General features: G+C 56.3%; 26 protein-coding genes. 23 read left to right on the forward strand and 3 right to left on the reverse strand.

Annotated features, from left to right (window positions below; all coding sequences use genetic code 11):
- Positions 1-186: 186 nt before the first annotated feature.
- Together rluC and ACN0VL_RS01565 are read left to right on the forward strand one after the other, a co-directional pair.
- The gene (gene rluC / locus ACN0VL_RS01560) at positions 187-1,137 is read left to right on the forward strand and encodes a 23S rRNA pseudouridine(955/2504/2580) synthase RluC (protein WP_417614370.1); all 951 of its coding nucleotides are present in this window, start codon (positions 187-189) and stop codon (positions 1,135-1,137) included.
- A complete protein-coding gene (locus tag ACN0VL_RS01565; RefSeq protein WP_417614536.1) occupies positions 1,131-1,775 on the forward strand; it encodes an HAD family hydrolase in 645 nt (214 codons plus the stop codon). Before rluC ends, ACN0VL_RS01565 begins: the two co-directional genes overlap by 7 nt.
- A gap of 104 nt (positions 1,776-1,879) precedes the next feature.
- Here the strand turns inward: ACN0VL_RS01565 and ACN0VL_RS01570 are convergent, their stop codons facing one another.
- Entirely contained in the window at positions 1,880-2,461 is a 582-nt protein-coding gene (locus ACN0VL_RS01570; RefSeq protein ID WP_417614537.1) for a Maf family protein, read from the reverse strand.
- 149 nt (positions 2,462-2,610) lie between these two features.
- Between ACN0VL_RS01570 and yceD the strand changes: the two genes are divergently transcribed.
- The 15 genes from yceD (at position 2,611) to ACN0VL_RS01645 (ending at position 14,789) form a co-directional block, all read left to right on the forward strand.
- Positions 2,611-3,132, forward strand: a complete 522-nt coding sequence (yceD, locus tag ACN0VL_RS01575) for a 23S rRNA accumulation protein YceD (protein ID WP_417614371.1) — start codon at positions 2,611-2,613, stop codon at positions 3,130-3,132.
- Positions 3,133-3,153: 21 nt separating this feature from the next.
- Positions 3,154-3,324, forward strand: coding sequence for a 50S ribosomal protein L32 (gene rpmF / locus ACN0VL_RS01580; protein ID WP_188628923.1), 171 nt, complete (start codon positions 3,154-3,156; stop codon positions 3,322-3,324).
- 9 nt (positions 3,325-3,333) lie between these two features.
- Complete coding sequence (gene plsX / locus ACN0VL_RS01585) at positions 3,334-4,344, forward strand: phosphate acyltransferase PlsX (protein ID WP_417614372.1); 1,011 nt, start codon at positions 3,334-3,336, stop codon at positions 4,342-4,344.
- Positions 4,345-4,349: 5 nt separating this feature from the next.
- Positions 4,350-5,309, forward strand: coding sequence for a beta-ketoacyl-ACP synthase III (locus ACN0VL_RS01590; RefSeq protein WP_417614373.1), 960 nt, complete (start codon positions 4,350-4,352; stop codon positions 5,307-5,309).
- Between the two features lie 12 nt (positions 5,310-5,321).
- Positions 5,322-6,257: an ACP S-malonyltransferase gene (gene fabD / locus ACN0VL_RS01595; protein WP_417614374.1), complete on the forward strand. Its 936-nt coding sequence runs from the start codon at positions 5,322-5,324 to the stop codon at positions 6,255-6,257.
- Between the two features lie 138 nt (positions 6,258-6,395).
- The gene (fabG, locus tag ACN0VL_RS01600; RefSeq protein ID WP_417614375.1) at positions 6,396-7,130 is read left to right on the forward strand and encodes a 3-oxoacyl-ACP reductase FabG; all 735 of its coding nucleotides are present in this window, start codon (positions 6,396-6,398) and stop codon (positions 7,128-7,130) included.
- Between the two features lie 158 nt (positions 7,131-7,288).
- Positions 7,289-7,525, forward strand: a complete 237-nt coding sequence (acpP, locus tag ACN0VL_RS01605) for an acyl carrier protein (protein ID WP_086963052.1) — start codon at positions 7,289-7,291, stop codon at positions 7,523-7,525.
- Between the two features lie 74 nt (positions 7,526-7,599).
- A complete protein-coding gene (fabF, locus tag ACN0VL_RS01610) occupies positions 7,600-8,841 on the forward strand; it encodes a beta-ketoacyl-ACP synthase II (RefSeq protein ID WP_417614376.1) in 1,242 nt (413 codons plus the stop codon).
- Positions 8,842-8,898: 57 nt separating this feature from the next.
- Entirely contained in the window at positions 8,899-9,729 is an 831-nt protein-coding gene (gene pabC, locus ACN0VL_RS01615; RefSeq protein ID WP_417614377.1) for an aminodeoxychorismate lyase, read from the forward strand.
- A complete protein-coding gene (mltG, locus tag ACN0VL_RS01620; RefSeq protein ID WP_417614378.1) occupies positions 9,713-10,729 on the forward strand; it encodes an endolytic transglycosylase MltG in 1,017 nt (338 codons plus the stop codon). The genes pabC and mltG overlap by 17 nt, the downstream gene beginning before the upstream one ends.
- A 3-nt stretch (positions 10,730-10,732) precedes the next feature.
- Positions 10,733-11,356 carry a dTMP kinase gene (tmk, locus tag ACN0VL_RS01625; protein ID WP_417614379.1) on the forward strand — a complete coding sequence of 208 codons (624 nt, stop codon included), beginning with the start codon at positions 10,733-10,735 and terminating at the stop codon, positions 11,354-11,356.
- Positions 11,341-12,342: a DNA polymerase III subunit delta' gene (holB, locus tag ACN0VL_RS01630; RefSeq protein ID WP_417614380.1), complete on the forward strand. Its 1,002-nt coding sequence runs from the start codon at positions 11,341-11,343 to the stop codon at positions 12,340-12,342. Before tmk ends, holB begins: the two co-directional genes overlap by 16 nt.
- Positions 12,343-12,452: 110 nt before the next feature.
- Complete coding sequence (locus ACN0VL_RS01635) at positions 12,453-13,241, forward strand: TatD family hydrolase (protein WP_417614381.1); 789 nt, start codon at positions 12,453-12,455, stop codon at positions 13,239-13,241.
- A gap of 168 nt (positions 13,242-13,409) precedes the next feature.
- A complete protein-coding gene (locus ACN0VL_RS01640) occupies positions 13,410-13,823 on the forward strand; it encodes an NfeD family protein (protein ID WP_417614382.1) in 414 nt (137 codons plus the stop codon).
- Positions 13,824-13,835: 12 nt separating this feature from the next.
- Entirely contained in the window at positions 13,836-14,789 is a 954-nt protein-coding gene (locus ACN0VL_RS01645) for an SPFH domain-containing protein (RefSeq protein ID WP_417614383.1), read from the forward strand.
- 88 nt (positions 14,790-14,877) lie between these two features.
- On the opposite strand, the gene ACN0VL_RS01650 is transcribed toward ACN0VL_RS01645, so the two are convergent.
- On the reverse strand, positions 14,878-16,062 hold the full coding sequence (locus ACN0VL_RS01650; protein ID WP_417614384.1) for a Bcr/CflA family multidrug efflux MFS transporter: 1,185 nt from the start codon (positions 16,060-16,062) through the stop codon (positions 14,878-14,880).
- Positions 16,063-16,433: 371 nt separating this feature from the next.
- On the opposite strand from ACN0VL_RS01650, the gene ACN0VL_RS01655 reads away from it, so the two are divergent.
- On the forward strand, positions 16,434-16,772 hold the full coding sequence (locus ACN0VL_RS01655; RefSeq protein ID WP_417614385.1) for a YebG family protein: 339 nt from the start codon (positions 16,434-16,436) through the stop codon (positions 16,770-16,772).
- A 145-nt stretch (positions 16,773-16,917) separates the two neighbouring features.
- Here the strand turns inward: ACN0VL_RS01655 and ACN0VL_RS01660 are convergent, their stop codons facing one another.
- Positions 16,918-18,705, reverse strand: a complete 1,788-nt coding sequence (locus ACN0VL_RS01660) for an ABC transporter ATP-binding protein (protein ID WP_417614386.1) — start codon at positions 18,703-18,705, stop codon at positions 16,918-16,920.
- Between the two features lie 74 nt (positions 18,706-18,779).
- Between ACN0VL_RS01660 and ACN0VL_RS01665 the strand changes: the two genes are divergently transcribed.
- The 5 genes from ACN0VL_RS01665 (at position 18,780) to ACN0VL_RS01685 (ending at position 24,814) form a co-directional block, all read left to right on the forward strand.
- Positions 18,780-19,238, forward strand: coding sequence for a GAF domain-containing protein (locus ACN0VL_RS01665; protein ID WP_417614538.1), 459 nt, complete (start codon positions 18,780-18,782; stop codon positions 19,236-19,238).
- Between the two features lie 88 nt (positions 19,239-19,326).
- Positions 19,327-19,887 carry an RNA chaperone ProQ gene (gene proQ / locus ACN0VL_RS01670; protein ID WP_417614387.1) on the forward strand — a complete coding sequence of 187 codons (561 nt, stop codon included), beginning with the start codon at positions 19,327-19,329 and terminating at the stop codon, positions 19,885-19,887.
- Between the two features lie 10 nt (positions 19,888-19,897).
- Positions 19,898-21,904 (forward strand): carboxy terminal-processing peptidase, encoded by a 2,007-nt coding sequence (gene prc, locus ACN0VL_RS01675; protein ID WP_417614388.1) that lies wholly within the window; start codon positions 19,898-19,900, stop codon positions 21,902-21,904.
- Positions 21,905-21,986: 82 nt separating this feature from the next.
- Positions 21,987-24,593: an aminopeptidase N gene (gene pepN / locus ACN0VL_RS01680; RefSeq protein WP_417614389.1), complete on the forward strand. Its 2,607-nt coding sequence runs from the start codon at positions 21,987-21,989 to the stop codon at positions 24,591-24,593.
- Positions 24,593-24,814 (forward strand): DUF2835 family protein, encoded by a 222-nt coding sequence (locus tag ACN0VL_RS01685; RefSeq protein ID WP_417614390.1) that lies wholly within the window; start codon positions 24,593-24,595, stop codon positions 24,812-24,814. The genes pepN and ACN0VL_RS01685 overlap by 1 nt, the downstream gene beginning before the upstream one ends.
- Positions 24,815-24,851 lie beyond the last annotated feature (37 nt).

Raw genomic sequence — 24,851 nt, forward strand, 5'->3', positions numbered from 1 at the left:
AGGTGTCTTTCGCGTTAAGGGGAGAGCCCAAAGGTCGCGAATAAAACGGATAACCAGGGGTATTCAGGGTGTACTCCCCAATCTCGGCAAGCACGAAAAGCTACGTCATTATCACACTTTAACTGTAACCTTAGCAAGACGCCTTTTTTACATCAAATTACACAAGCTAATGGTAGAATATCTGTCATGAAAACAGAACAACACAGCGTGCGACTGCTCACCATAGAGGCTGAGTATGAAGGGCAGCGCATAGATAACTATTTAAAAACTCAGCTTAAAGGCGTTCCCAAAAGCCTGATCTATAGAATATTGCGTAAAGGCGAGGTAAGAGTTAACAAAAAGCGCATAAAACCTGAATATAAGCTGGTGAGCGGTGATGTGGTCAGAGTGCCGCCGGTGCGTGTGGCCGAGCGCGAACAATTGCTGCCGTCGGCCAAATTAAATCAGGTGCAATCCCTTGAAGCCGCCATTGTCTATGAAGACGATGCCTTGCTGGTGATTAACAAACCGGCAGGACTCGCGGTGCACGGGGGCAGCGGCCTGAGCTTTGGCCTTATTGAAGGCTTGCGAGCCTTGCGACCCACGGCGCGCTTTCTGGAGCTGGTGCACCGGCTGGACCGGGATACCTCGGGCCTGTTACTGGTAGCCAAAAAGCGCAGCATGTTACGCAGCCTGCACGAGCAGCTGCGGGAAAAAACCATGGACAAACATTATTTGGCGCTGGTTCGCGGTCAGTGGCAGCCACATCAAAAAGCGGTCAAGGCCCCGCTGAAGAAAAACGAGCTGGCCTCCGGCGAGCGGGTGGTGCGGGTAGATAAAGAAGGCAAACCGTCGGAAACCCGATTCAAGATCCTGCAGAAGTTCACTCAGGCCACCCTGGTGGAGTGCAGCCCCATTACCGGGCGTACCCATCAGATACGCGTGCATACCCTGCATGCGGGGCATCCTATTGCCGGCGACAACAAGTACGGTGATCAGGGGTTTGACGAGCAGATGCGCGGCCTGGGGTTGAACCGGCTGTTTTTGCATGCCTGCCGGCTGCGCTTTTTCCACCCTGGCCGGGAAGAAAGCATGGTGCTGGAAGCCCCCCTGGAGCCCGCGCTGAAAAAACTGCTGACACGGATGGCGCAATCATGAAGTACCCCCTGGTGATTTTTGACTGGGACGGCACCTTGATGGACTCGGTAGCACGCATCGTGTCCAGCATGCAGGCGGCTGCCCTGGAGTGTTGCCAGGCCATTCCTTCGGCGCCGGCGGTGCGCGATATCATTGGCCTGAGTTTGCACAAGGCGTTTCCCATCCTGTTTGGTGCGCTTACCGAGCAGGAGGAAGCGGCGCTATTGGCGGCCTATCGTCGGCATTATATAGAGCTTAACCAGACGCCATCGCCATTATTTGCCGGCGCCGCCGAGATGATAAAAAGTCTGCACCAGGACGGTTATCGATTGGCGGTGGCTACCGGCAAACAGCGAGTGGGGCTGGACCGCGTGCTGGCGGACACCCGGCTGGGCGGCTATTTTCATGCCTTGCGCGGGGCCGATCAGGCATTGTCCAAGCCCAACCCCTTGATGCTGGAGCAAATTCTGACCGAGCTGAATCTGAGCCCGGCCGACGCCGTGATGGTGGGGGATTCCAGTTACGACCTGGCCATGGCCGAAGCCATAGGCATGGATCGCATTGGCGTGACCTATGGTGTGCACGACAGCGCTAAATTATGCCAACATACTCCGGTGGCCCTGATCGATGACATCCGCCACCTGCGGGATTGGCTTTAACAGTTAGCGTAAGGAGTGAGGCGTAAAACGTGAGGAGTAAACCTCCATACCAACCAACTCGGTGTTGGTCGCCTCACTCCTGACCATTCCCACCTCACCTTTAGTTAAGGCACCTGGATTCCAAACTGACTCAGTAACTCGATCAGGGCTATCAGGGGCAAACCGATCAGGCTGTTGGGATCGCGGCCGTCCATGCGTTCAAACAGGCTGATGCCCAGGCCCTCGCATTTAAAGGCACCGGCACAGTCCAGTGCCGGCTCAAGCGCGAGGTAGCGCTCGATTTGTGCTTCACTCAAGGTGCGAAACACCACCGAAAAAGGCTCCACCAAGGAGTGCATCTCGTCTGTGGCAGCATCATAGACCGCAAGGCCGGTATAAAAGGTGAGTCGCTGGCCACTGGCCGCCAACAGCTGGGCCCTGGCGTTGGCCAGGGTGCCGGGCTTGCCGAGTATGGCACCCTGGTTCACGCACACCTGATCGGAACCAATAATCAGCCCGTTGGGATAATGAACCGCCACGGCACGTGCTTTCTGCTCGGCCAGCCGTTGGACCAGAGCCGGGGCCGTTTCACGGGGCAGGGCGCTTTCGTCTATATCCGAGCTCATGGAGCTAAAATTCAGTTTGAGCTTGCGCAATAATTGCTGACGGTAGGCAGAGGAGGAAGCAAGGATGAGTTGGGTCATGATCACCTGGACACTGTGTGAAGAGTCAGACTATTCTAATCCGCAAGCGGGGCGGCGTCATCCCGGTCAACACAGAACCCCGGGTATTTATTCTGTCTTGGGGAACATTTCTCTTTGACTCCACTGACCTCTCCCTATAATATGCGCGCCTTATGGAAAAGGTAAAGTTGCCCAACAAGGTTGATCTCGCTCGCTGCGCGCAAAATCGTCTGCAATATCAAGGCGAGTATGCCGCTGCTCTAATGCCCAGACTTGCGGAATCAACCCAAGGTATCCATGGTGATATCGACGTGTCTCTAGACTTTGGTACAGACGCCCAGGGGCTACGCATGATGTCGGGTCACGCCCGAGTTCAAGTGTCGCTTCAGTGCCAAAGATGTAATGAGCTGTTTGATACCACTATAGAATCCGAATTTACATACACACCACTGCGTGCAAATGCAGAGGTGTCAGAGGTGCCGGAAGACTACGACACTGTTGAAGTGGACGAGGCTGGCGAAATCGACTTGCTTGAACTGGTTGAGGATGAACTCATTCTCGGCTTGCCCCAGATACCGACTCATGAAAATGAGCACTGTTCTGAAGGTGCGTTCGATCAAAGTTTTGGTGAGCTGCCCGTTGCCGAAGAGCGTCCGAACCCTTTCGCGATTCTGGAAGAATTAAAACGTAAGTAACTGATTTAGGAGTGAGGTCAAATGGCCGTACAAAAGAGTAAAGTATCTCGTTCACGTCGTGGTCAGCGTCGTTCACACGACTCTCTGACTACAGCTGCACTGTCTGTAGACAAGACCACAGGTGAACTGCATCGCCGTCACCACGTGACTGCCGACGGTTTTTACCGTGGTGTTAAGGTTATCGCCAAGTAAGCGTAAACCTTGCCGCAGCTAACCGTTGCGTTAGATATGATGGGGGGCGATCATGGCCCTTCAATAACAGTGCCTGCCGCCGCGCAGGCACTGTTGCTTTTGCCTGAACTCAATTTGCTGTTGTTTGGTCTGGAAGAGGAGCTAGCCCCCTGGTTAAGCCGCTTTCAGTTGGACCGGCACCCCCGTGTGCAGGTGCAATTTTGCAGTCAGCAGGTGGGTAATGATCATAAAGCCGCTTATGCCCTGCGTCATCTAACCGACTCATCCATGCGCAATGCGCTTGATGCTCTGGCATCAGGGCGTGCCTGTGCCTGCGTCAGCGGGGGGAACACGGGTGCCCTCATGGCCATGGCCATCAAGACGCTCAGCACCTTGCCCGGTGTAGACAGACCCGCGCTTATTACCCGGCTGCCACAAGTGGGAGGCGGCTTTGCCCTGTTGCTCGACGTGGGGGCGAATATCAGCTGCAGTGCCGAGCAACTGGTACAGTTTGCCTTGATGGGCGAACAGGCGGCGCAGCATGCCCTGGGTATTGCACATCCCCGCATTGCCTTGCTGAATGTGGGGGCGGAAGCCAGTAAAGGAAATGACGTGGTTCGCGACGCAGGGCAGCGCTTAGCCCGGCTTTCTGGGTTACACTATAGCGGCTACATTGAAGGCAACGAGCTGTATTTGGGTCGAGCCGATGTTATCGTCTGTGATGGCTTTGTTGGTAACGTCGCGCTGAAAACCAGCGAAGGAATAGCCAAACTGCTGCTTGACCCACGAATAAAAAGCGGTTGGTTAAGCAAACTTTTGACTTTCTGGCTAAAAAAACGACTAGCTCATCTGAACCCCGACCAGTACAACGGTGCAAGTCTGATAGGATTACGCGCCAGTGTGGTCAAGAGCCATGGCAGTGCCGGCTCTCCAGCCTTCTTAAATGCGATCTTGCAGGCGATTTCCGAAATTGAACATGACCTGCCTGCGAGCATCGCGCATCGTTTGGATACTGCCCCACAGGACAGTCACGCAAGATAACGCCTATGAACAGTAGAATATTGGGAACCGGCAGCTACCTGCCGGAAGCGGTACGTACCAATGCCGACCTGGAACAAATGGTAGAAACCAGCAATGACTGGATAGTGGAACGTACCGGTATCCGGGAACGCCGCATCGCAGGTAACGATGAATCCATCGCCACCATGTCTTATCAGGCCGGCCTGCGCGCCCTGGAAGCGGCCAATCTGGACGCCCGACAGCTCGACATGATAGTGCTGGCGACGACCAGCGGTGATAATGCGTTTCCAGCCTCCGCCTGCGAAGTGCAGGCCATGCTCGATGTGCCGGGCATTCCGGCATTCGATCTTTCCGCCGCCTGTGCCGGCTTCAGCTATGCCCTGAGCGTGGCGGATCAATTTATCCGCAACGGCCAGGCCCGTCATATTCTGGTGATTGGTGCAGATGCACTGTCACGCATGTGCGAGCCCAACGATCGCTCCACCATCATACTGTTTGGTGATGGGGCCGGTGCCGTGGTGCTGGGTGCCAGCGAAGAGCCGGGCATTTTGTCGACGCATTTGCATGCAGACGGTCGTTACGCCGACATGCTCAAGTTGCCTCATCGTCAGCGCGGTATCAGCGGTGACGAAATGAACGCCTATATGACCATGAAAGGTAACGATGTTTTCAAGGTTGCGGTGTCACGTTTAAGCGAAATTGTGACCCAGACCTTAGAAGCGAACGGAATAGACAAGACCGAGCTGGACTGGCTGGTACCACATCAGGCAAATTACCGCATTATTAATGCCACCGCACGAAAATTGAGCATGTCACTGGACAAGGTCATTCTCACGCTGGACCGGCACGGTAACACCTCGGCGGCCAGTGTGCCCATCGCCCTGGACGAGGGGGTCCGTGACGGCCGTATTCAACGAGGCCATCTGGTGCTGCTGGAAGCCTTCGGCGGTGGTTTTGCCTGGGGTTCAGCCCTAGTACGTTTTTAACAAGGACAGACAATGACATTTGCCATTACCTTTCCCGGTCAGGGTTCTCAAACCGTCGGCATGCTGGCCGGCTTGCTGGCCGAGCACGACAGCGTAAAAGAGACCTTTGCCGAAGCCTCCCATGCCCTGGGTTACGATCTGGCCGAACTGGTGGTCAACGGCCCGGCCGACGAGCTCAATAAAACCTGGCGCACTCAGCCTGCCTTGTTGACCGCTTCGGTTGCCATTTGGCGACTATGGCAGCAGCAGGGTGGCGCCCAGCCGGCCGTAATGGCCGGCCACAGCCTGGGTGAATACTCGGCACTGGTCTGCGCCGGCGTATTGTCCTTGAGCGATGCGGTGAAACTGGTCGAGCTGCGCGGTCAGCTGATGCAGGAAGCCGTGCCGGAAGGCACAGGTGCCATGTCGGCCATTATCGGCCTGGACAACGACACTATTATTGCCAACTGTGCCAAGGCAGAAGAGGGCGAAGTGGTGTCTGCGGTCAATTTCAACTCACCGGGTCAGGTGGTGATTGCCGGTAACAAGGCGGCCGTAGAGCGCGCCAACCTGCTGATGAAGGAAAGCGGTGCCAAACGCGCACTGCCATTGCCCGTCAGTGTCCCTTCCCATTGTGCCCTGATGCGTTTGGCCGCCGAACAGCTGGAGCAAACCCTGGCAGAGATGACCTTTAATGAGCCAAGCGTGCCGGTGATCAACAATGTGGACGTCAAACAGGAAACCAGTGCCGCCGCCATCAAGGATGCCCTGGTACGTCAGCTTTACAGCCCGGTACGCTGGACCGAAGTCGTTGAAGCCATGGTGGGGCAGGGCGTGACTCTGGCCCTGGAAATGGGCCCAGGCAAGGTACTATCCGGCCTGGCCAAGCGCATCGACAAGCGTGTTGAAGGGCAGGCGGTCAATGATGATGCCAGCCTGCAGCAGGCGCTGGCGGCGGTTCAAGGGTAATCATTGCATTAATAAGGGCTGGCAGATTGCCAAACCGACGCACAACACCAGCCTGGTGGGATGAAACGCACCGGAAAGTGCCGGTGGCGGACAGGTGTGTTGCAGGTGCCAGCCCTCGCTATAACTGAAGGAGTCATTATGAGTTTTTCCGGTAAAGTGGTACTGATCACCGGTGCCAGCCGAGGCATTGGCCGTGCCACTGCCGAGCTGTTTGCCAGCCGTGGCGCCACCGTAGTGGGAACGGCCACCAGCGAAAAAGGGGCAGACGCCATTAGCGCCTACCTGGGCGAAAAGGGTGCAGGCCTGGTGCTGAATGTCACCGAACCCGCCTCTTTGGAGCAGTTGCTGGCGACGATTAAAGAGCGTTATGGCGATATTGATATTCTGGTGAACAACGCCGGTATCACCCGCGATAACCTGATGATGCGCATGAAAGAGGATGAGTGGCAGGATATTATCGACACCAACCTCACCTCGGTATTCCGTCTGTCCAAGGCGGTATTGCGCGCCATGATGAAAAAACGTCACGGCCGCATTGTGACCATCGGCTCTGTGGTGGGCACCATGGGCAACGCGGGTCAGGCAAACTATGCCGCAGCCAAAGCGGGCTTGATTGGCTTCAGTAAATCCCTGGGCCGGGAAGTGGCTTCCCGTGGCATTACCGTCAATGTGGTGTCGCCGGGCTTTATTGAAACCGATATGACACAGGCATTGAATGACGAGCAAAGGGCCGGTATTTTGTCTCAGGTGCCGGCGCAACGTTTGGGTAACCCCCAGGAAATTGCTTCTGCTGTGGCTTTTTTAGCTTCAGAAGAGGCTGGTTATATCACAGGTGAAACGCTGCACGTAAATGGCGGCATGTACATGGTGTGATGAAAATGTCCGCAGTTGCAGACTGTTTGGTGGAAAATCCTGCATTTTGAACAGGATTTCTGGTTAGACCAGCAGTAAATAGTCTTGCAAACCACGGTCATTTTAATACACTACCGCAACGACACGCACTAGCGTATTTCTAAAGGATAATATTGGTCATGAGCAACATTGAAGAACGCGTAAAAAAAATCATCATCGAGCAACTGGGCGTTAAAGAAGAAGAAGTAAAATCCGAAGCTTCTTTCGTTGATGATCTGGGCGCAGATTCCCTGGACACCGTTGAGCTGGTAATGGCTCTGGAAGAAGAATTCGATACTGAAATTCCTGACGAAGAAGCTGAAAAAATCACTACCGTTAAAGCGGCTGTTGATTACATCAACGCAAACCAGGAATAATAAATCTGTGCCGAAGTGGCTGTCCGTCACTTCGGCTCTTTCCCCGTTCTAATCCCCCATTCGGAGACGCACCTGTGTCCAAACGCAGAGTCGTGGTGACTGGTCTCGGTATGCTCTCTCCTGTCGGTAACACGGTTGATGCCAGTTGGCAGGCCCTGTTGGCAGGCCAAAGTGGCATCTGCAACATAGCGCACTTTGACACTACTGATTACAGCACCAAATTCGCAGGCCTGGTCAAGGACTTCGATCCCGAAGATCATGGTATCGCTAAGAAAGAAGCCCGCAAGATGGACTTGTTCATCCAGTACGGGGTAGCCGCTGGTTTACAGGCCATGGCCGATTCCGGTCTGGAGATTAATGACGCCAATGCCGATCGCGTTGGTGTGTCCATTGGTTCCGGCATTGGTGGACTTGGCTTGATTGAGCACAACCACACCAATTTGCTGGCCAGTGGCCCGCGCAAATTGAGCCCGTTTTTTGTCCCTTCCACCATTATCAACATGGTGTCCGGGCATTTATCGATTATGAGAGGCTTGCGCGGCCCTAATATTGCAGCAACCACTGCCTGTACCACAGGTACACACAGCATAGGGTTGGCTGCACGCATGATTGCTTACGGTGACGCCGACGCCATGCTGGCAGGCGGGACCGAAAAGGCCTCCACCACCATGGGTATGGGTGGTTTTGCCGCCGCACGCGCGCTCTCTACCCGCAACGACGAGCCACAAAAGGCCAGTCGCCCCTGGGACAAGGCCCGTGACGGCTTTGTACTGGGTGACGGTGCCGGCGTGATGATGCTGGAAGAGTACGAGCACGCCAAGGCCCGTGGCGCCACCATTTATGCGGAGCTGGTTGGCTTTGGCATGAGTGGCGACGCGCACCACATGACGGCTCCTCCTGCTGATGGCAGCGGTGCCGCCAAGTCGATGGCCAACGCCATTAAAGATGCAGATATCGATCCTGCCCTTATCGGCTACGTGAATGCCCACGGCACTTCTACCCCGCTGGGTGATGTGGCCGAGTTGCGTGGCGTGAAGCAGGTGTTTGGTGATCATGCCTACCAGTTGATGGTGAGCTCGACCAAATCGATGACCGGTCACCTCCTGGGTGCTGCCGGTGCAGTAGAAGCCATTTTCAGCGTGCTGGCACTGCGTGACCAGATAGTACCACCCACTATCAATCTGGATGATCCGGATGATGAGTGCGACCTGGATCTGGTTCCCCATCAGGCGAAAAAAGGTCAATTTGACTATGCCCTGTCCAATTCCTTTGGTTTTGGCGGCACCAATGGCTCATTGATTTTCAAACGCATATAATGGCCTTTTGGCCATCCCGAGCCCGGCCCTAGTGCCGGGCTTTTTTATGGGGGCAAGATGCAAACCCTTATTATCAATCACCCGATGAGCGATACCCCACTGAGCGATGCCGACGGGGTAATGGCACTCGGCCGTGCCTGGCAGCTGGGCGATGCGCACTTCAGCACCCTGCATGCCAGTGACGGGCAGTTGCACCACTGGCACTATCATCAGGCGCGGCTCATGGAGGCCTGCAGCCGTTTGCAGATGCCGATGCCGGACTGGCAGGCGGTGCACGAAGCGGCGCTGGCGGCCATGGAGCAGGCAGGAGACCAGGTGTTGCGCATTACGCTGGTTCGCGGCACCGGTGGTCGCGGCTACAGCATGACCGGCTGTGGTGCCACCACTGTGGTGATAAACTGTGCCCCGTTTCCCGGCCATTATTATCAATGGCGCCAGCAGGGCATTGCCCTGGGGGTGTGTGAAGGACGATTGGGACAGAGTTCGTTACTGGCCGGCTTGAAAACGGTTAATCGGCTGGAGCAGGTATTACTCAAAGCCGAACTGGATGCCCATGGCTGGCCCGAGGCTCTGGTGCTGGATAGTAATGACCAGGTAATAGAAGCCGTGACCGCCAACCTGTTTTGGCGGGAAGGCGAGCGCATTTATACTCCGGATCTGTCCTTGGCGGGGGTCAGTGGTACCCTGCGCGCCTGGTGCCAGGATTATCTGGGGTCGCGGCTGACGGTGAGCGAGACGGGGCTGGAACGATTACTGGCCGCCGATGAAGTCTGGCTGACCAATGCCCTAATGGGAATCGTGCCGGTCACGGCCATTGGCGAGCGGCGTTTTGCAGCGGATTTTATGATCACAAGGGAACTACAACTGGCTTATGAAGACACTCTTTAAATGGCTGACGCGCTTGTTTTTACTGGCGGTGTTGGTCATCGGCGGCATTGCCGCTTACGGCTATCAGCAATGGCAGAAGCTGGAGCAGATGACAGTCGTCCCCGGGGAAACACCCTTGTTTGTGGTGGCCCGAGGTGAAACCACCTTTCATTTGATCAACCGTTTGAGTGCCGAACCGGTCCCTGCGTTAACCCGCAGGATTTGGCTGCGTTTTCATCCCGAATTGGCCGCGGTGCGCCAGGGCACCTATAAGTTTGACCCGGACACCCGGCTGCGCTCGGCCTTGATGGCAATGGTGAATGGCGATGTCTATCGACTGCAGGTGACGCTGGTTGAAGGCCTGCGCCTGAGCGACTGGCAGCAACGACTGGCTCAGGCCGAATATCTGGATGTCACCCTGGACGAGGAGGTAACCGAGGCGGAGCTGGCCAGGGTACTGGGCCTGAATACCGACAAGCTGGAAGGCCGTTTCTTGCCGGAAACCTACAGCTATACCCCCGGCGATACCGATGTGTCCATCTTGCAGCGGGCCCATGATGAAATGGAGCGCTTTCTGGCGAAAGCCTGGGCCGAACGCCGCCCCGATTTACCCATAGCCACGCCCTATGAAGCCTTGATACTGGCCTCTATTATTGAGAAGGAAACCGGCATTGCCGAAGAGCGACCGCTGATTGCTTCCGTGTTTGTTAACCGGCTGCGGGTCGGCATGCGCCTGCAAACCGACCCTACCGTTATCTACGGCATGGGCGAAAGCTATGACGGCAACATCCGTAAAAAGGATTTGCAGACGCATACGCCTTATAACACCTACATGATTGATGGTTTGCCCCCGGGCCCCATTGCCATGCCGAGCAAAGAAGCCATTACCGCGGCCCTGCAGCCGGTAGACAGCGGTTATTATTATTTTGTGGCCATGGGCAAGGGCGAAGGGCGCCATTATTTCTCCAAATCCTTGCGTGAGCACAACAATGCGGTACGCCGCTACATCTTGAATAGGTAAATAATGAGCCAGTTTATTGTGATTGAAGGGCTCGAAGGTGCCGGTAAAAGTACGGTACAAGGCCATGTGGTGGCCTGGCTTGAAGCCAGAGGACTGACGGTGATGCGCACCCGGGAGCCGGGCGGCACGCCGCTGGCAGAAAAAATGCGGGGCCTGGTTAAAGAAGTACATGAAGAGCCGCTGACCATGGAAGCCGAGCTGTTGCTGATGTATGCGGCACGGGTGCAACTGGTGAAAAATCGCATTCAACCGGCGCTGGCCGCCGGTACCTGGGTGGTCGGAGACAGACACGACTGGTCGTCACTGGCCTATCAGGGGGGCGGACGAGGCATAGATATTGCGCTGATCAAACAGATCAAGCAGGCGGTATTGGGGGACTTTGCTCCCGACTTGATCCTGTACCTGGATATCGATCCGGCCCAGGGGCTGGAGCGGGCTCGGGTTCGCGGCGAGCTAGACCGCATAGAGCAGGAACAACTGGGCTTTTTCGAGCGCACTCGTGCCGGTTATTTACGTCTGGCCCAGGCTGACTCAGACTGTGAAGTCATAGATGCCAGCCAGAACGAGGCCGAGGTCAAGGCCGCGGTATTGGCTTGCCTGGAGCGACGCCTGTGTACCCTTGGCTAAACGAGCAGACACGGCAACTCACGGGGCTGATCGCCCAACGGCAACTGGGCCATGCGCTGTTGTTGAAGGGCATAGAGGGGCTGGGCAAGCGTGAGCTGGGTCTGCAATTGGCTCAGGCTTTATTATGCCAACATACAAGTGATGGGGAAAACAAGGTCCCGCCGCAAGCCGAAGTCGCCGTTCCTTGCGGCCACTGTCATGCCTGTCAGCTGGTCGTGGCGGGTAACCATTCCGACTTGCATATTATTCGTACCGATCAGCGCAGCATCAGCGTTGACACCATTCGCCAGCTGACTCAGGTATTGAGTGAAAGCGCCCGATTGGGCCATGGCAAGGTGGCGGTGATTGAGCAGGCCGAAAAAATGACCGAAGCAGCCGCCAATGCCTTGCTGAAAACCCTGGAAGAGCCGGCGGGGCAGTCCAATCTCTTGTTGATCAGTTCTCAACCCGATCGCTTGTTGCCCACCATTCGCAGCCGCTGTCAGCAATGGCTACTGCCGGTGCCGGACGCGGCATTGGTGCTCGACTGGCTGGCCGGGCAGGGGTTGGGCACGGCCGGAGCGCAGGCCAATTTAAGCGCGCTCAATGTAAACCAGGGCTCGCCACTGAATACCCGGGACTATTTGGCCGCGGGGACCGATCAGCGTCGCCAGCAATTGTTGCAGCAGTTTGCACAGTTACGACAACAGCCCCAGCTGTTAACCCGTGTGCAGGCCGGATTACTGGAGCAGCCGGTACACTTACTCTGGCTGCAATTATTGCTGCAGGATGCGCTGCAGCTGGCACTGGGCTTGTCGTCCGCCAGCCTGCGCCTGGTGGATAGCGAACCCCTGTGCCGGGGTGTGAGCGAGTTGGGCGCGCCCAGGCTGACCCTGGCCCTCGATGGCTTGGCGCAATTGCGCCGCACCCTGCAGTCGGGTACCGGCAGACCGGTCAACCCCGGGCTGCAGCTGACCCAGTGGCTGAATGACTGGTTGATTCATTAATATAAGGTGAAGTGCGAGGGGGAAGAGTAAAGAGTGAGGTGGAAGTACAGCCCCCTAGACTCCTCACTTCTCACGCTTCCCCCTTCACGATCTATTTAAAGGAGACGGTTTTGCTGGTTGACTCTCATTGCCACCTGGACAAACTTGAATACGGTAAAAAACACGCTGATATGGCCGAGGCCATTCGCAAGGCGGCCAATCGCGGTGTGCATCATATGCTGTGCATTAGCGTGGACTTATCGACCTTTCCCGAGATGCTCGCCGCCATCAAGCCTTTTCCTCAGGTGTTTGCCTCCTGTGGTGTGCATCCGCTGCATCAGGATGATGAGCCCAATGATCCCGGACTGCTGCAGCAGCTGGCGGCGGATCCGGCGGTGGTGGCCATTGGCGAGACCGGGCTGGATTACTTTTATGCTCCCGAGTCGGCCGAGTTACAGCGGCGTTCGTTCGAACAACATGTGGCCACGGCGGTGGCGCTGAACAAGCCCTTGATCATTCATACCCGTAACGCCCAGCAGGATACGCTGGATATTTTGCGTAACGGCGGCGCCGATAAGGTAGGCGGTGTGCTGCACTGTTTCACCGAGTCCCTGGAAATGGCCGAAGCGGCGATTGAGCTGGGCTTTTATATCTCCATTTCCGGCATTGTGACCTTTAACAGCGCAGCCGCCTTGCGGGAAGTGGTCAAAGCCCTGCCACTGGAGCGCTTGCTGGTGGAAACCGACTCTCCCTGGTTGGCGCCCGTGCCCTTTAGGGGGGAAGAAAACGAGCCGGCCTACACCCGCACCGTGGCGGAATTTATCGCCAAGCTGAAAGGGGTGTCGGTAGAAGAGGTAGCCGCCCAAACCACCGCCAACTTCTTCGAACTGTTCAAGCTGGCCAAACCCATGAACGTATAAATTGTTAAGCGTGAGGAGCGAGGCGCCAAACCGGCGCCTCGCTCCTCATGTATTACGGCTCACGCTTCACCTCTCACTCCTCCCAGCTATGCATATGTTCATCCCTCCTCTATAGTGATTATTCAATAAACAAACTGTTTCAATTGTGTCTTTTCTGGGAGGTGTGCCTTGCTGGCATGGCATGGGTGGCTGATTGCCGCCTTACTATTGTTTTTACTGGAGTTAACCGGCACCGGCTTTTTTGCCTTGGCTCTCGGGTTGGCGGCGCTGATCACCATGGCGGCGGCCTGGCTGAATGTCGGGGTGACCGGGCAGTGGTTCACCTTCGCCATCGCCGCCGCCGTGCTGGCTCCGCTACTCAAGTATCTGTTTCGTCGTTATGCGCCATCGCGCCGTACCAGCTTTCTGGCCGGAGAAGGACGCCGGCAACAAGGCGAAATCGTGCAGCTGTCTTCCGGTGAATATCGCCTCAAGCTGGAAGGGGATCTGTTTCCGGTACGCAGTGCCTCGGGGGCAACCCTGACGGCGGGCACTCGGGTCAAGGTGTGCCGATTTGATGGCATTACCGCCATTGTTGATTAAAAGGGGAAGGTTATGGATGCAATGTTAGTGGTCGCGCTGGTGTTTACCCTGGTTATTCTGGTGTTTGTCGTCAAGGGACTCATGATAGTGCAACAGTCGGAGGCGGTGGTTATCGAGCGGCTGGGGAGTTATAACAAGACCCTGGCGCCAGGGGTGAACTGGGTGATCCCCTTTATCGATCAGCCCCGCTCCATCAAGGTGCGCCGCTATCAGGCGATAGGCGGAGAAAACGTCGCCATAGTACAGGAAGAAACCCGCATCGACCGGCGCGAAACCGTACTCGACTTTCCCGGCCAGTCGGTGATCACCGCCGACAACGTGAGCGTGACGGTCAATGGTGCGCTGTATTTTCAGGTGATCGATCCCGAACGTGCCGTGTATCAAACGGAAAACCTGATTCAGGCCATCGAAATATTGGCCAAAACCTCGCTGCGTTCCGAAATGGGTAAAATGGAGCTCGACAAGCTGTTTGAATCCCGCCAGGAAATTAACGACAAGTTGCAATTGGTGATGGACGAGGCCGGCAACAAGTGGGGCGTCAAGGTCACCCGGGTAGAAATTCAGGATATTCTGATCCCGACCGAAGTAGAGGATGCCATGCGCAAGCAAATGGCAGCCGAGCGTGAGCGTCGGGCGCTGGTACTGCGTGCCAGTGGTGAGCGGGAAGCGGCCATAGCCAAGGCCGAAGGCGAAAAACGCTCCAGCATACTGGTGGCAGAAGGCCGCAAAGAAGCCGCCATTCTCATGGCCGAAGGTCAACGCAAGGCCATCGATGAAGTACTGTCTGCCGGGGATGAAAGACTGGATCCACAATTGGTGGTCGGTTATTTACTGGGGCTGGAATACCTGAAAACCCTGCCGGAGATCGGCAAAGAGGGCGATCGTATCTTCCTGCCCTTTGAAGCCAGCAGCGTACTGGGCGCAGTCGGCAGCATAGAAGCCTTGTTGAACGGACCCAAAAAATAATGGGCCAGGGGTGAAGTGAGGGGGGAAACCTAACCGCACAGATGCGGTGTTTGGTTCCCCCCTCTATTTACGCTTCACGCCTCACGCCTCACGGCGCTTTTCGTTCACATAACCAACCATAGGTAAGTGCCGACAGTAGGGCACAGCCACTCATGGTCAGTAGCATATACAGGGGCGAGCTGTCGGGCAGCATGGCCACCCAGGCTCCCGCCAGGGCGGCCATGCCGAAGCGCAGCGTACCGGCCAGTGACGAGGCGGTTCCTGCCAGGTTGGGCAGACTGCTGAGCAAGCTGGCCATGCAGTTACTGCCAATGGTGGAAATCACTCCTACATACAACATGATAGGGGCGACAACCGACCACAGCCCCCAGCCGAGCAAGGGCCCAATCGGCATCAGTATTCCCGCCAGCAACTGCAAACTCAAGGCCAGGCGCAGCATGGTGCGCGAGCCCAGTCGACGCACCCATCTGCCATTCAGGGTGGTAAACAGCATCAGGCTGATGACATTCAGCCCGAACAGATAACCTGTGTGTTGTGGCGATACCCCATAGATATCGATGTAGATAAACGAGGCACCGGTTAAAAAGGCGAACATACCGGCAAACGAAAAGGCGCCGCACAACATGAAACCCAACGCCTCGCGGGTAGAGAGCAGCCGCAGGTAACTGCGAATAATCGACATGAAATGCAAGGGCTGACGTCGCTCCGGGGGCAGAGTCTCGGGCAGCTTGAAACTGCTGAACAAGGCGATGAGTACGGTAAAGCCGGTGAGCACCCAAAAAATGGAACGCCAGCCAAACCAGTGAGCCAAATGTCCGCCCAGCATGGGAGCCACCAGGGGCGCCAATGTCATCACCAGTGTGATGTAGGCCATGGTGCGGGCAAAGTCTTCCCGATTGAACAAATCGCGCACCAGGGCCTGTACCACCACTGCCGAGGCGGCGCCGGCAAAGCCTTGAGCGGCCCGCAGCCAGGTCAGGCTTTCCACCGAATCGGCCATGGCACACAACATGGCGGCAATACCAAACACCAGCATGCCCCCCAGCAGCACGGGTCGGCGCCCCTTGGCATCAGACACGGGGCCAAACAACAATTGCCCCAGGGCAAAACCGCCGGTATAGGCGGCCAGGGTGGCCTGTACCCGGTGGGAGTTGGTGCCGAGTGTTTCGGCAATGGCAGGCATGGCGGGCAGATACATATCGATGGCGAGGGGGGTGAGGGCCGATACGGCACCTAACAGGATAATCAGTGGTAAGGTGGCATTAGATGACATGACGCAGCCGGTTCCTCCTGGATAACAAGGTGGCTCCCAGCCGCTTGTTGTCGTAAATGGTAAACGCAAAAAAAGCCAGGTACGAAATCCGTGTACCTGGCCTAGGGGAATGGCTCATTTGCTGAGCCGTGCGCTAGTGTGAAGGCGCCCAAAAAGCGCGCTTCACCTATCAACTATCGGCCAGAATGCACCAGCTCGCCAGCGAAGGGGCAAAAAAGATCAACAACCTGCAGCAAAAAGCGAGTCAGGATAGCGGATCCCACCAGAATAAGCGGTGAACGCCCCTGTGTCCAACAGCAAATATCAGGCCGGGCTCTTGCATCCCGGGTGGTATAATATTACTGTATATACATACAGAACAGGAGTCAGTTATGGCAGTCACAATACAGTATCTTGTAGTAAGAAACGGAATCGAAAAAATGGCGTTTACCAACAAAAAAGAAGCCGATGCCCATGATCGCCTGCTCGATCTGGCCGAACACCTCGACGAGGTGCTGGCGGATGGCCCCGTGAGTTTGAACGAGGCAGACCGTGAAGCACTGGCCCTGTATCTGGCACAGAACCAGGCCCTGTTAAGCGGCCCGAAAAAGAAGCCCGCCAAAAAGACCGATAAAGCCGCAGCCAAGGCTACTGATAGCGGCACAGACACAGCGCCAGATACGAGCGCCGAGACCAGCAACAGTGACGACGACATTCAGGCCGTCGCCTGACATCGGAACGCGATATAATATGTGAGGCGTAAAGGGTAAAGATCACCCACGCCTCACAGCATGGGTGTTTGGCATCCCCTCACGCCTCACGCCTCACGCCTCACGCCTCACTCCTCACGCTTCACATCCAACACCTTACTAAAGCTCAGCTATACAAGGTGCGATACAAACCATCCTGCTCCAGCAGCTCGTGATGGGTTCCCGACTGGCTGATCTTGCCATCTTCAAACACCAGCACGCGGTCTGCCTGGCGGATAGAGCTGAGGCGGTGAGCCACGATCAGTGTGGTTCTGCCCTGTAAAAACGTGGACAGGGCCCCATGCAGCCGGTTTTCGGTCTCGGTATCCAGGGCCGAGGTGGCTTCATCCAGGATCACGATAGCGGGGTTTTTAAGCACCATGCGCGCAATGGCCAGCCGTTGCTGCTGTCCGCCCGACAGCTTGACGCCGCGCCGTCCTACCTGGGTATTCAGGCCGTCTTCCATGACCGCCACCACATCATCCAGTTGCGCCACCTTCAGGGCCTGCCACAAGGCGGCATCGCCATGCTCATCCCCCAGGCTCAGGTTGGCGCGCACCGTATCATTGAACAAGACCGGCTGTTGCAAGACGGTGGCCACGTGCTCGCGAATGGTTGGAAAGCCGATGTCCTTGCTGCTGACCCCACCAAAGCAAATGACGCCGGTATCTGCCGGATACAGCCCCAGCAGCAGCTGGATGAAGGTCGACTTGCCGCCTCCGCTGGCACCGACCAGCGCGACTTTTTCACCCGCCTGGATCTGCAGGTTGACATCGTCCAGCACCTTACGCTCGCCATTGTAGGAAAAGCTGAGATTGCTGACCGCAATCGGCAGGGTAGTGACCCCCGAAAACGGGTTGGTACTGCCTTGTGGCTCGGGTTCGGCCCCCAGAGACAGCATGTTGTTCACCCGTTTGAGGGCGGCGCTGGCGGCATAAAAGGAGTACTGCATGTTCAGCAAATCCTGTACCGGGCCCATCATGAACCACAGGTAACTGAACACAGCAAATATCTGGCCAACGGTGAGGTCTGTATACAGCACCATGATCATGCCCGCGGCCCGAAACAGCTCGACCCCGGATAAAAACAGCAGGAAGCTGGCGCGGCTGGCCGCTTCGCTTTTCCAGGCATAATCAATGGCGGTATCGCGCACCCCGCGGGCACGGTCGGTCACGCGCAACAGGTAGTGGCGTTCGCGGTTGGCGGCCCTGATTTCGTGAATACCGTCTAGGGTTTCTATCAGGGCTTGCTGAAACAGCTCGAAGGCACTGTTTTCATCACGCTTCAGGTATTTGACCTTGGCACCCAGCCGGCTGGAAAAATACACCACCACCGGGTTGAGCAGTAAAATAAACAACCCCAGTTGCCAGCTGAGCAGCAGCAACACCACGGCGGTGCCAATCACGCTCAACAGGCTGATGAGTAAACGGCTCAGGGTTTCCCCCAGAAATTTATCCAGGGTTTCTACATCGGTGACAAAATGAGAACTGACAGTACCGGCCCCCACAGACTCAAAAGAACGCAGGGGGGTGCGCGACAACTGGCGCGCCAGTAATTGTCTGATCTGAAAGGTGAGGTTTTTGGCCACCCGGGCAAACTGGCGACCCTGAATAATATTGAATATCAGTGACAGGGTGCGCAACAGCAGTGTGATCACCAGCACGGCCAGAATGAAACCGACTCCGGTATGCCAGCTTTCGGGCAGCAGCCAGCTCAACCCTTCCAGCAAACGGCCCGGACTATCGAGTAATACTTCGTCTACCAGCAAGGGCATCAACAAGGGCACGGGAACCGCCAATACAGTGCCGCATAACGCAAACAAGTGCGCATAGATCAGTGCCGAACGCCGCTTTCGCATCATGTTGACGATATCTGACCACTGCAAAAGAGGGGTCTGCAGGTTTTTTTTATCCATCAATCACCATCATCGGGTTTTCATTTGGAGAAAGGGCAGGTAAGTTAGGCCAAAATTAACGATACTTTATGGCTATGTCTGAAAAAATTGCATTTTACCAGAGCCTTACTGCCCAGGCTCAGGCCTTGTGCGAAGGTGAACCAAACCGTATTGCCAAACTGGCTAACCTGTCTGCCCTGCTTAATCTGGCACTGGAAGACATCAACTGGGTTGGCTTTTACCTGCGCGAGCAAGACAGCCTGGTGCTGGGGCCTTTTCAGGGAAAACCCGCCTGCGTGCGGATTCCGTTAGGGCAGGGTGTGTGCGGTACCGCCGCCGCCAGTGGCCAAATCCAGCGTGTTGCCAATGTACATGAATTTTCTGGTCATATCGCCTGCGACAGTGCCAGTAACTCGGAAATTGTGCTGCCATTGCGTGACGGGGATAACATATGGGGGGTGCTGGACATTGACAGCCCTCAATATGGGCGTTTTGATGAAGAGGATGAAGCGGGTTTGCGGCAGTGGGTAACGGCAGTTCAACCCTTGCTGTAACGTTTGGGTCGCTTTTGTCTGTGTGCTCTTTATAATATGCGTGTATCAATGTGGGCAGTGCGCCCTTAGGCTTAAACCAAGGTATTTCATGGAAAACTCGGAAAAATTGAAAAACAGTAAAGAAGTCATCGCCTACCTGGCCGAACGCTTCCCGCAATGCTTTATCGCAACCGGTGAAGCCAAACCCCTGAAAATTGGTATTTTTCAGGATTTGGCCAGCCGTCTGGGTGAAGACCCCAAGGTCTCCAAGACCTTGTTGCGCACGGCATTGCGCCAATACACCTCAAGCTGGCGCTACCTGCATGGCCTGAAAGCGGGCCAGAGCCGAGTCGACCTGGACGGTGAACCTTGTGGCGAGTTGACCCAGGAGCATGTTGATCATGCCAAGGGTGCACTGAAAGAAAGCAAGGAAAAAGTGTTTGGTCAGCGCAAAGACAAAGCTGCCAAAGACAAACCCGCAGCCAAAAAAGCCAAACCGGCCCCGCGCAAGGTTGATCCGGCGACGCTGGCGGTGGCACAAGATGTAAAGGTCTTGCTGGGCAAGTCTCCGGTACCCGCTACTATTAAAGAAATTACTCGTGATGACGTTCAGGTGGAACTGAAAACCGGTATGTCGGTGCGTGTTAAATTCGAGCATCTTATTCTTTAAGGAGTAGGGTTTGATCAGTCACGGAATTCGTTTGTCTTTGATAGCCGCAGGCATGATGGCGGCAGGTATTGCCTGGGCAGTACCACCGACTACTGATGCTTCAGCCATTCCCATTTTGGCACCAGAAAGTCAGCATGCGGCTGCCAGCAAGCGGGTTACCGCGCTGTTCACCCGTTCTCATTATCGCCAGTTTCAGCTGGATGATGCCTTTTCCGGCCAGATTTTCGACCGTTTTATCGACAGTCTGGATTACGGCAAGAACATCTTCACTCAGGCCGACATTAATCGCTTCAAGCGTTATCGAGAGAGTTTCGATGATGCGCTCAGGGCCGGTCGGCTTGATATTGCCTTCGAGATGTACAACGAGAGTCTGCAACTGCGCTATCAGCGTCTGGTGTATGCCTTGTCGTTGCTCGATACCCCCATGAATTTCGATGGCAGCGAAGACTATCAGTTTGACCGTCGCAAGGCCGACTGGCCCAAGGATCAGGCCGAGCTCGACAAGCTCTGGTATCAAAGAGTGAAGTACGATGCCCTGAGCCTGGCCTTGACCGACAAGGACTGGGATGAAATCCGTGAAACCCTGGCCAAACGCTACAACAATGCCATCAAGCGCCTGGTGCAAAGTGAAAGCGAAGATGCCTTTCAGAGCTTTGCCAACGCCTTTGCCCGCACTATCGAACCCCATACCAGTTACTTGAGCCCCCGTAATGCCGAGCGCTTCGAGACCGAGATGAATCTGTCTCTCGAAGGCATAGGCGCTGTGTTACAGGCTGAAGACGACTATACGGTGATCCGCTCGTTGGTACCGGGCGGGCCGGCGGCCAAGTCCGGCGAACTGCAACCCGATGACCGCATCATAGGGGTAGGTCAGCAGTCCGAGAACATTACCGATGTTATCGGCTGGCGGCTGGATGAAGTCGTCGACCTCATCAAGGGCCGTAAAGGCACCGATGTCTGGCTGCAAATTCAGCGCGGCAAGGCCGTCACCGCGACACCCAAAGTCATTCAGCTGACCCGGGATACGGTACGCCTGGAAGACAGAGCCGCCAGTGGCAAGATCATCGAGGTGGCCGGTGAAAACATCGGAGTGATCGAAATTCCGAGTTTTTATGTCAACCTGAGCGTCGATGTTGCCGAAGAAATCAACAAGCTGAAAAAAGACAATATTCAGGGGTTGGTGATCGACTTGCGCGCCAATGGCGGTGGTTCCCTGACCGAGGCCTCCAGCCTGACCGGACTCTTTATCAAGAGTGGCCCAGTGGTACAAATTCGTGATGGCCTGGGGCGTATCTCGGTAAATGGTGACGACGATGGCCAGATCGCCTACGATGGCCCCATGACGGTGCTCATCGATCGTTATTCTGCTTCGGCGTCCGAAATTTTTGCCGCCGCCCTGAAAGACTACGGTCGCGCCGTTATCCTGGGTGAAAACACCTTTGGCAAGGGCACGGTACAGCAGCACCGCAGCTTGTCGCGCATTTATGACTTGTACGAGCACCCGATGGGGTTTGTGCAGTTTACCATTGCCAAGTTCTACCGCATTAATGGCGGCAGCACCCAGAACAAGGGCGTCAAGCCGGATATTCCGTTCCCGACGCCGATAGTGGCCGACGAAACCGGTGAAAGTCTGGAGAAGAACGCGCTGCCCTGGGATCAGGTAGACAGCCTCGAGTTCGAGACCATTCATGACTTAACGCCCTTGTTGGGCCAGTTGCGCCAGCGTCATCAGGCGAGAATAGAGCAGGATCCCGAGTTTGTTTATGTGTTCGAAGACATCAAGGAATACAAAAAGCTCAAGGAAAAAGACTCGATTTCCCTTAATCTGGCAGAGCGCAAAGCCGAAATGGAAGAGCAGGACGCCAAGGCCCTGGCTCGCCTGAACGATCGGCTACGCCGCGCCGGCCTGGATACGGTCAGCTCCCTGGATGACACTCCCAGTGACTTTGAGCCGGAAGACAGCTATCTGGAAGAAGCGGCACGCATTACCGCCGATCTTGCTCGATTGCTTGGCTAGTCCCCTTTGCCCGGCCAGCAGTCTGTTGGCCGGGCTTTTTGTATCACGCCCCCCCCGCTACGACTTTGACGAGATCTCCGCCATGACTCAAATAAAACCTCAAGTACAATATCGCGAAGATTATCAGCCGCCACATTACTGGATTGATACTCTGGATCTGGACATTCAACTGCATGACCATGCCACCGAAGTGGTGGCCATCAGCCGGGTGCAGCGCAACGGTGAGCACGACGAGCCACTGGTACTGGATGGCGAACAGCTAGAGCTGTTGCAGGTGGCCGTCAATGGCGTAGACATTACTCAATATCAGCAAACCGACAACAGTCTGATCCTGTCCCAGCTGCCGGAAAGCTTTGTGCTGACCATTAAAACCCTTATCGATCCGGCGGCCAATACGGCGCTCGAAGGGCTGTACAAGTCGGGCTCGGCCTTTTGCACTCAATGTGAGGCACAGGGCTTTCGTCGCATTACCTATTACCTGGATCGGCCCGATGTGCTGGCGCGCTTCAGCACCCGTATCACCGCCGATGCCGAGGACTACCCTTATTTGCTGTCCAACGGTAACCGCATCGATCAGGGCAGCCTGGACGACGGCCGCCATTGGGTGCAGTGGCAGGACCCGTTTCCCAAGCCGGCCTATCTGTTTGCCCTGGTGGCGGGCAATTTCGACGTCTTGCGCGATAGCTACACCACCATGAGTGGCCGCAAGGTGGCGCTGGAGATCTTTGTCGATCAGGGCAACCTGCATCGCGCCGGGCACGCCATGGACAGCCTGAAGGCCTCCATGGCCTGGGATGAACAGCGTTGCCACCTGGAATACGATCTTGACATCTACATGATAGTGGCGGTCGAGTTCTTCAATATGGGCGCCATGGAAAACAAGGGCCTGAATGTCTTTAACTCCAAGTTCGTGCTGGCCGATGCCAACACCGCGACCGATAACGACTACCTGGATGTCGAGCGGGTGATCGGCCACGAGTACTTTCATAACTGGACCGGCAACCGGGTCACCTGTCGTGACTGGTTTCAGTTATCACTCAAGGAAGGGCTGACGGTATTCCGGGATCAGGAGTTTTCTTCCGATCTGGGCTCGCGACCCGTTAACCGCATTCAGAACGTGCGGGTGATGCGCGGCCCGCAGTTTGCCGAAGACGCCGGCCCCATGGCGCACCCCATCCGGCCCGATGCGGTCATAGAAATGAACAACTTTTATACCCTGACCGTGTATGAAAAAGGCGCGGAAGTGATCCGCATGCTGCATACCCTGCTGGGGGAGCAGGCCTTTCAGCGCGGGCTGGCGCTGTATCTCCAGCGTCACGATGGCCAGGCCGCCACCTGTGATGACTTTGTGGCCGCCATGAGCGAAGCCAGTGGCCGTGATCTGACCCGCTTTACCCGCTGGTACAGTCAGGCCGGCACTCCGGTGCTGACCGTGAGCGATGACTACGATGCGGTCCAGCAACGCTACACCCTGACCGTGCGCCAGCATACCCCGGCCACGCCGGAGCAACCCCAGAAGCTGCCGTTGCATATACCCCTGAGCCTGGCCCTGTATACGGAGCAGGGCGAGCCCTTATCCCTGATGATGGCCGGCGAAGCCGTCGGCCCGGTACTGGATGTGCTGGAAGCCGAGCAGCAGTTTGTGTTCGAGCAGGTGCCCTCCAGGCCGACCCCGGCCTTGTTGCAGGGCTTTTCGGCGCCGGTGAAGCTGGACTACCCCTACAGCGACGAGCAGCTCACCTTGCTGGCCAAACACAGCATCGACGAGTTTGTGCGCTGGGATGCGGTACAGATGCTGATCAACAAGGCGGTGCGCGACAATGTATCCCGGCTGCAACGCCAGGAGCCGGCTGTGGTCCCCAGACCCCTGCTGGATGTGTTCCGTACCACCCTGGAAGACCCGGCCCTGGACAAGGCCCTGCAGGCGCAAATGCTGACCTTGCCCGATGTGGGCAGCTTGCTGGAACTGTTCGAACAGGTGGATATCGACTTGCTGGGACAGGTACACGAGCTGTTGCATAGCGAGCTGGCGGTGGCGCTGCAACCCTTGTGGCTGCAGGCCTATGAGCAGAATCAGACGCCGGAATACCGTATCGAGCATCAGGATATTGCCAAACGTGCCGTGAAAAACGTCGCGCTGAGCTATCTGGCGCTGGCCGGAGAGGCGCATCGGGTACAGCAGCAATATCAGGGTGCCGACAACATGACCGACACCCTGGCCGCCATGAAGGCTGCGGTGCGGGCCGAGCTGAGCGAAGCGGGTGCGCTGCTGGCCGATTTTGAAGGTAAATGGCAACAGGATGGCCTGGTGCTGGATAACTGGTTCCGGCTGCAAGCCACGGCCCCCGGCGACGATACCCTGGCGCGCATTCAGCAGCTGATGGCACACCCGACCTTCAGCCTGAATAACCCCAATCGAGTGCGGGCCGTGATTGGTGCCTTCATTATGGGCAACCCGCTGCAGTTTCATCGCATCGACGGTGCCGGCTATGATTTGCTGGTTTCGGTACTCACTCAGTTGAACAAGAGTAACCCCCAGGTGGCCTCACGGATGATCACGCCCCTGATCCAGTTTTCCCGACTGGACGATGCCCGCCAGGGGCTGATTAAAGCCCGCTTGCAGCAGTTGATGGCCTTGCCCGACCTGTCTCGGGACCTGTACGAGAAGATATCCAAGGCGCTGGCGTAATGCGAAGGCTGCGTTTTCGCCTGGCCATCTCGCGGGCGCAGCTGTTGCAGTACTATCAAGGTCGCACCGCGGCCTTGTCGGTGATCACCGAGCAAGGGGTACGACTGCAGGTAGGGCTGCATCATTTTCGCCGTTTTGTCGGGCACGACGGTTTAAATGGCCGTTTTGAAATTGAACTGAATGCCGAGCAGCAATTACATCGGCTCAGCCGATTATCGTAACCATTAACACAACGCCGCTCAGGTCATAATTAAACGA

It is taken from the genome of Oceanisphaera sp. (assembly GCF_048268965.1).
Classification (GTDB): domain Bacteria; phylum Pseudomonadota; class Gammaproteobacteria; order Enterobacterales; family Aeromonadaceae; genus Oceanimonas.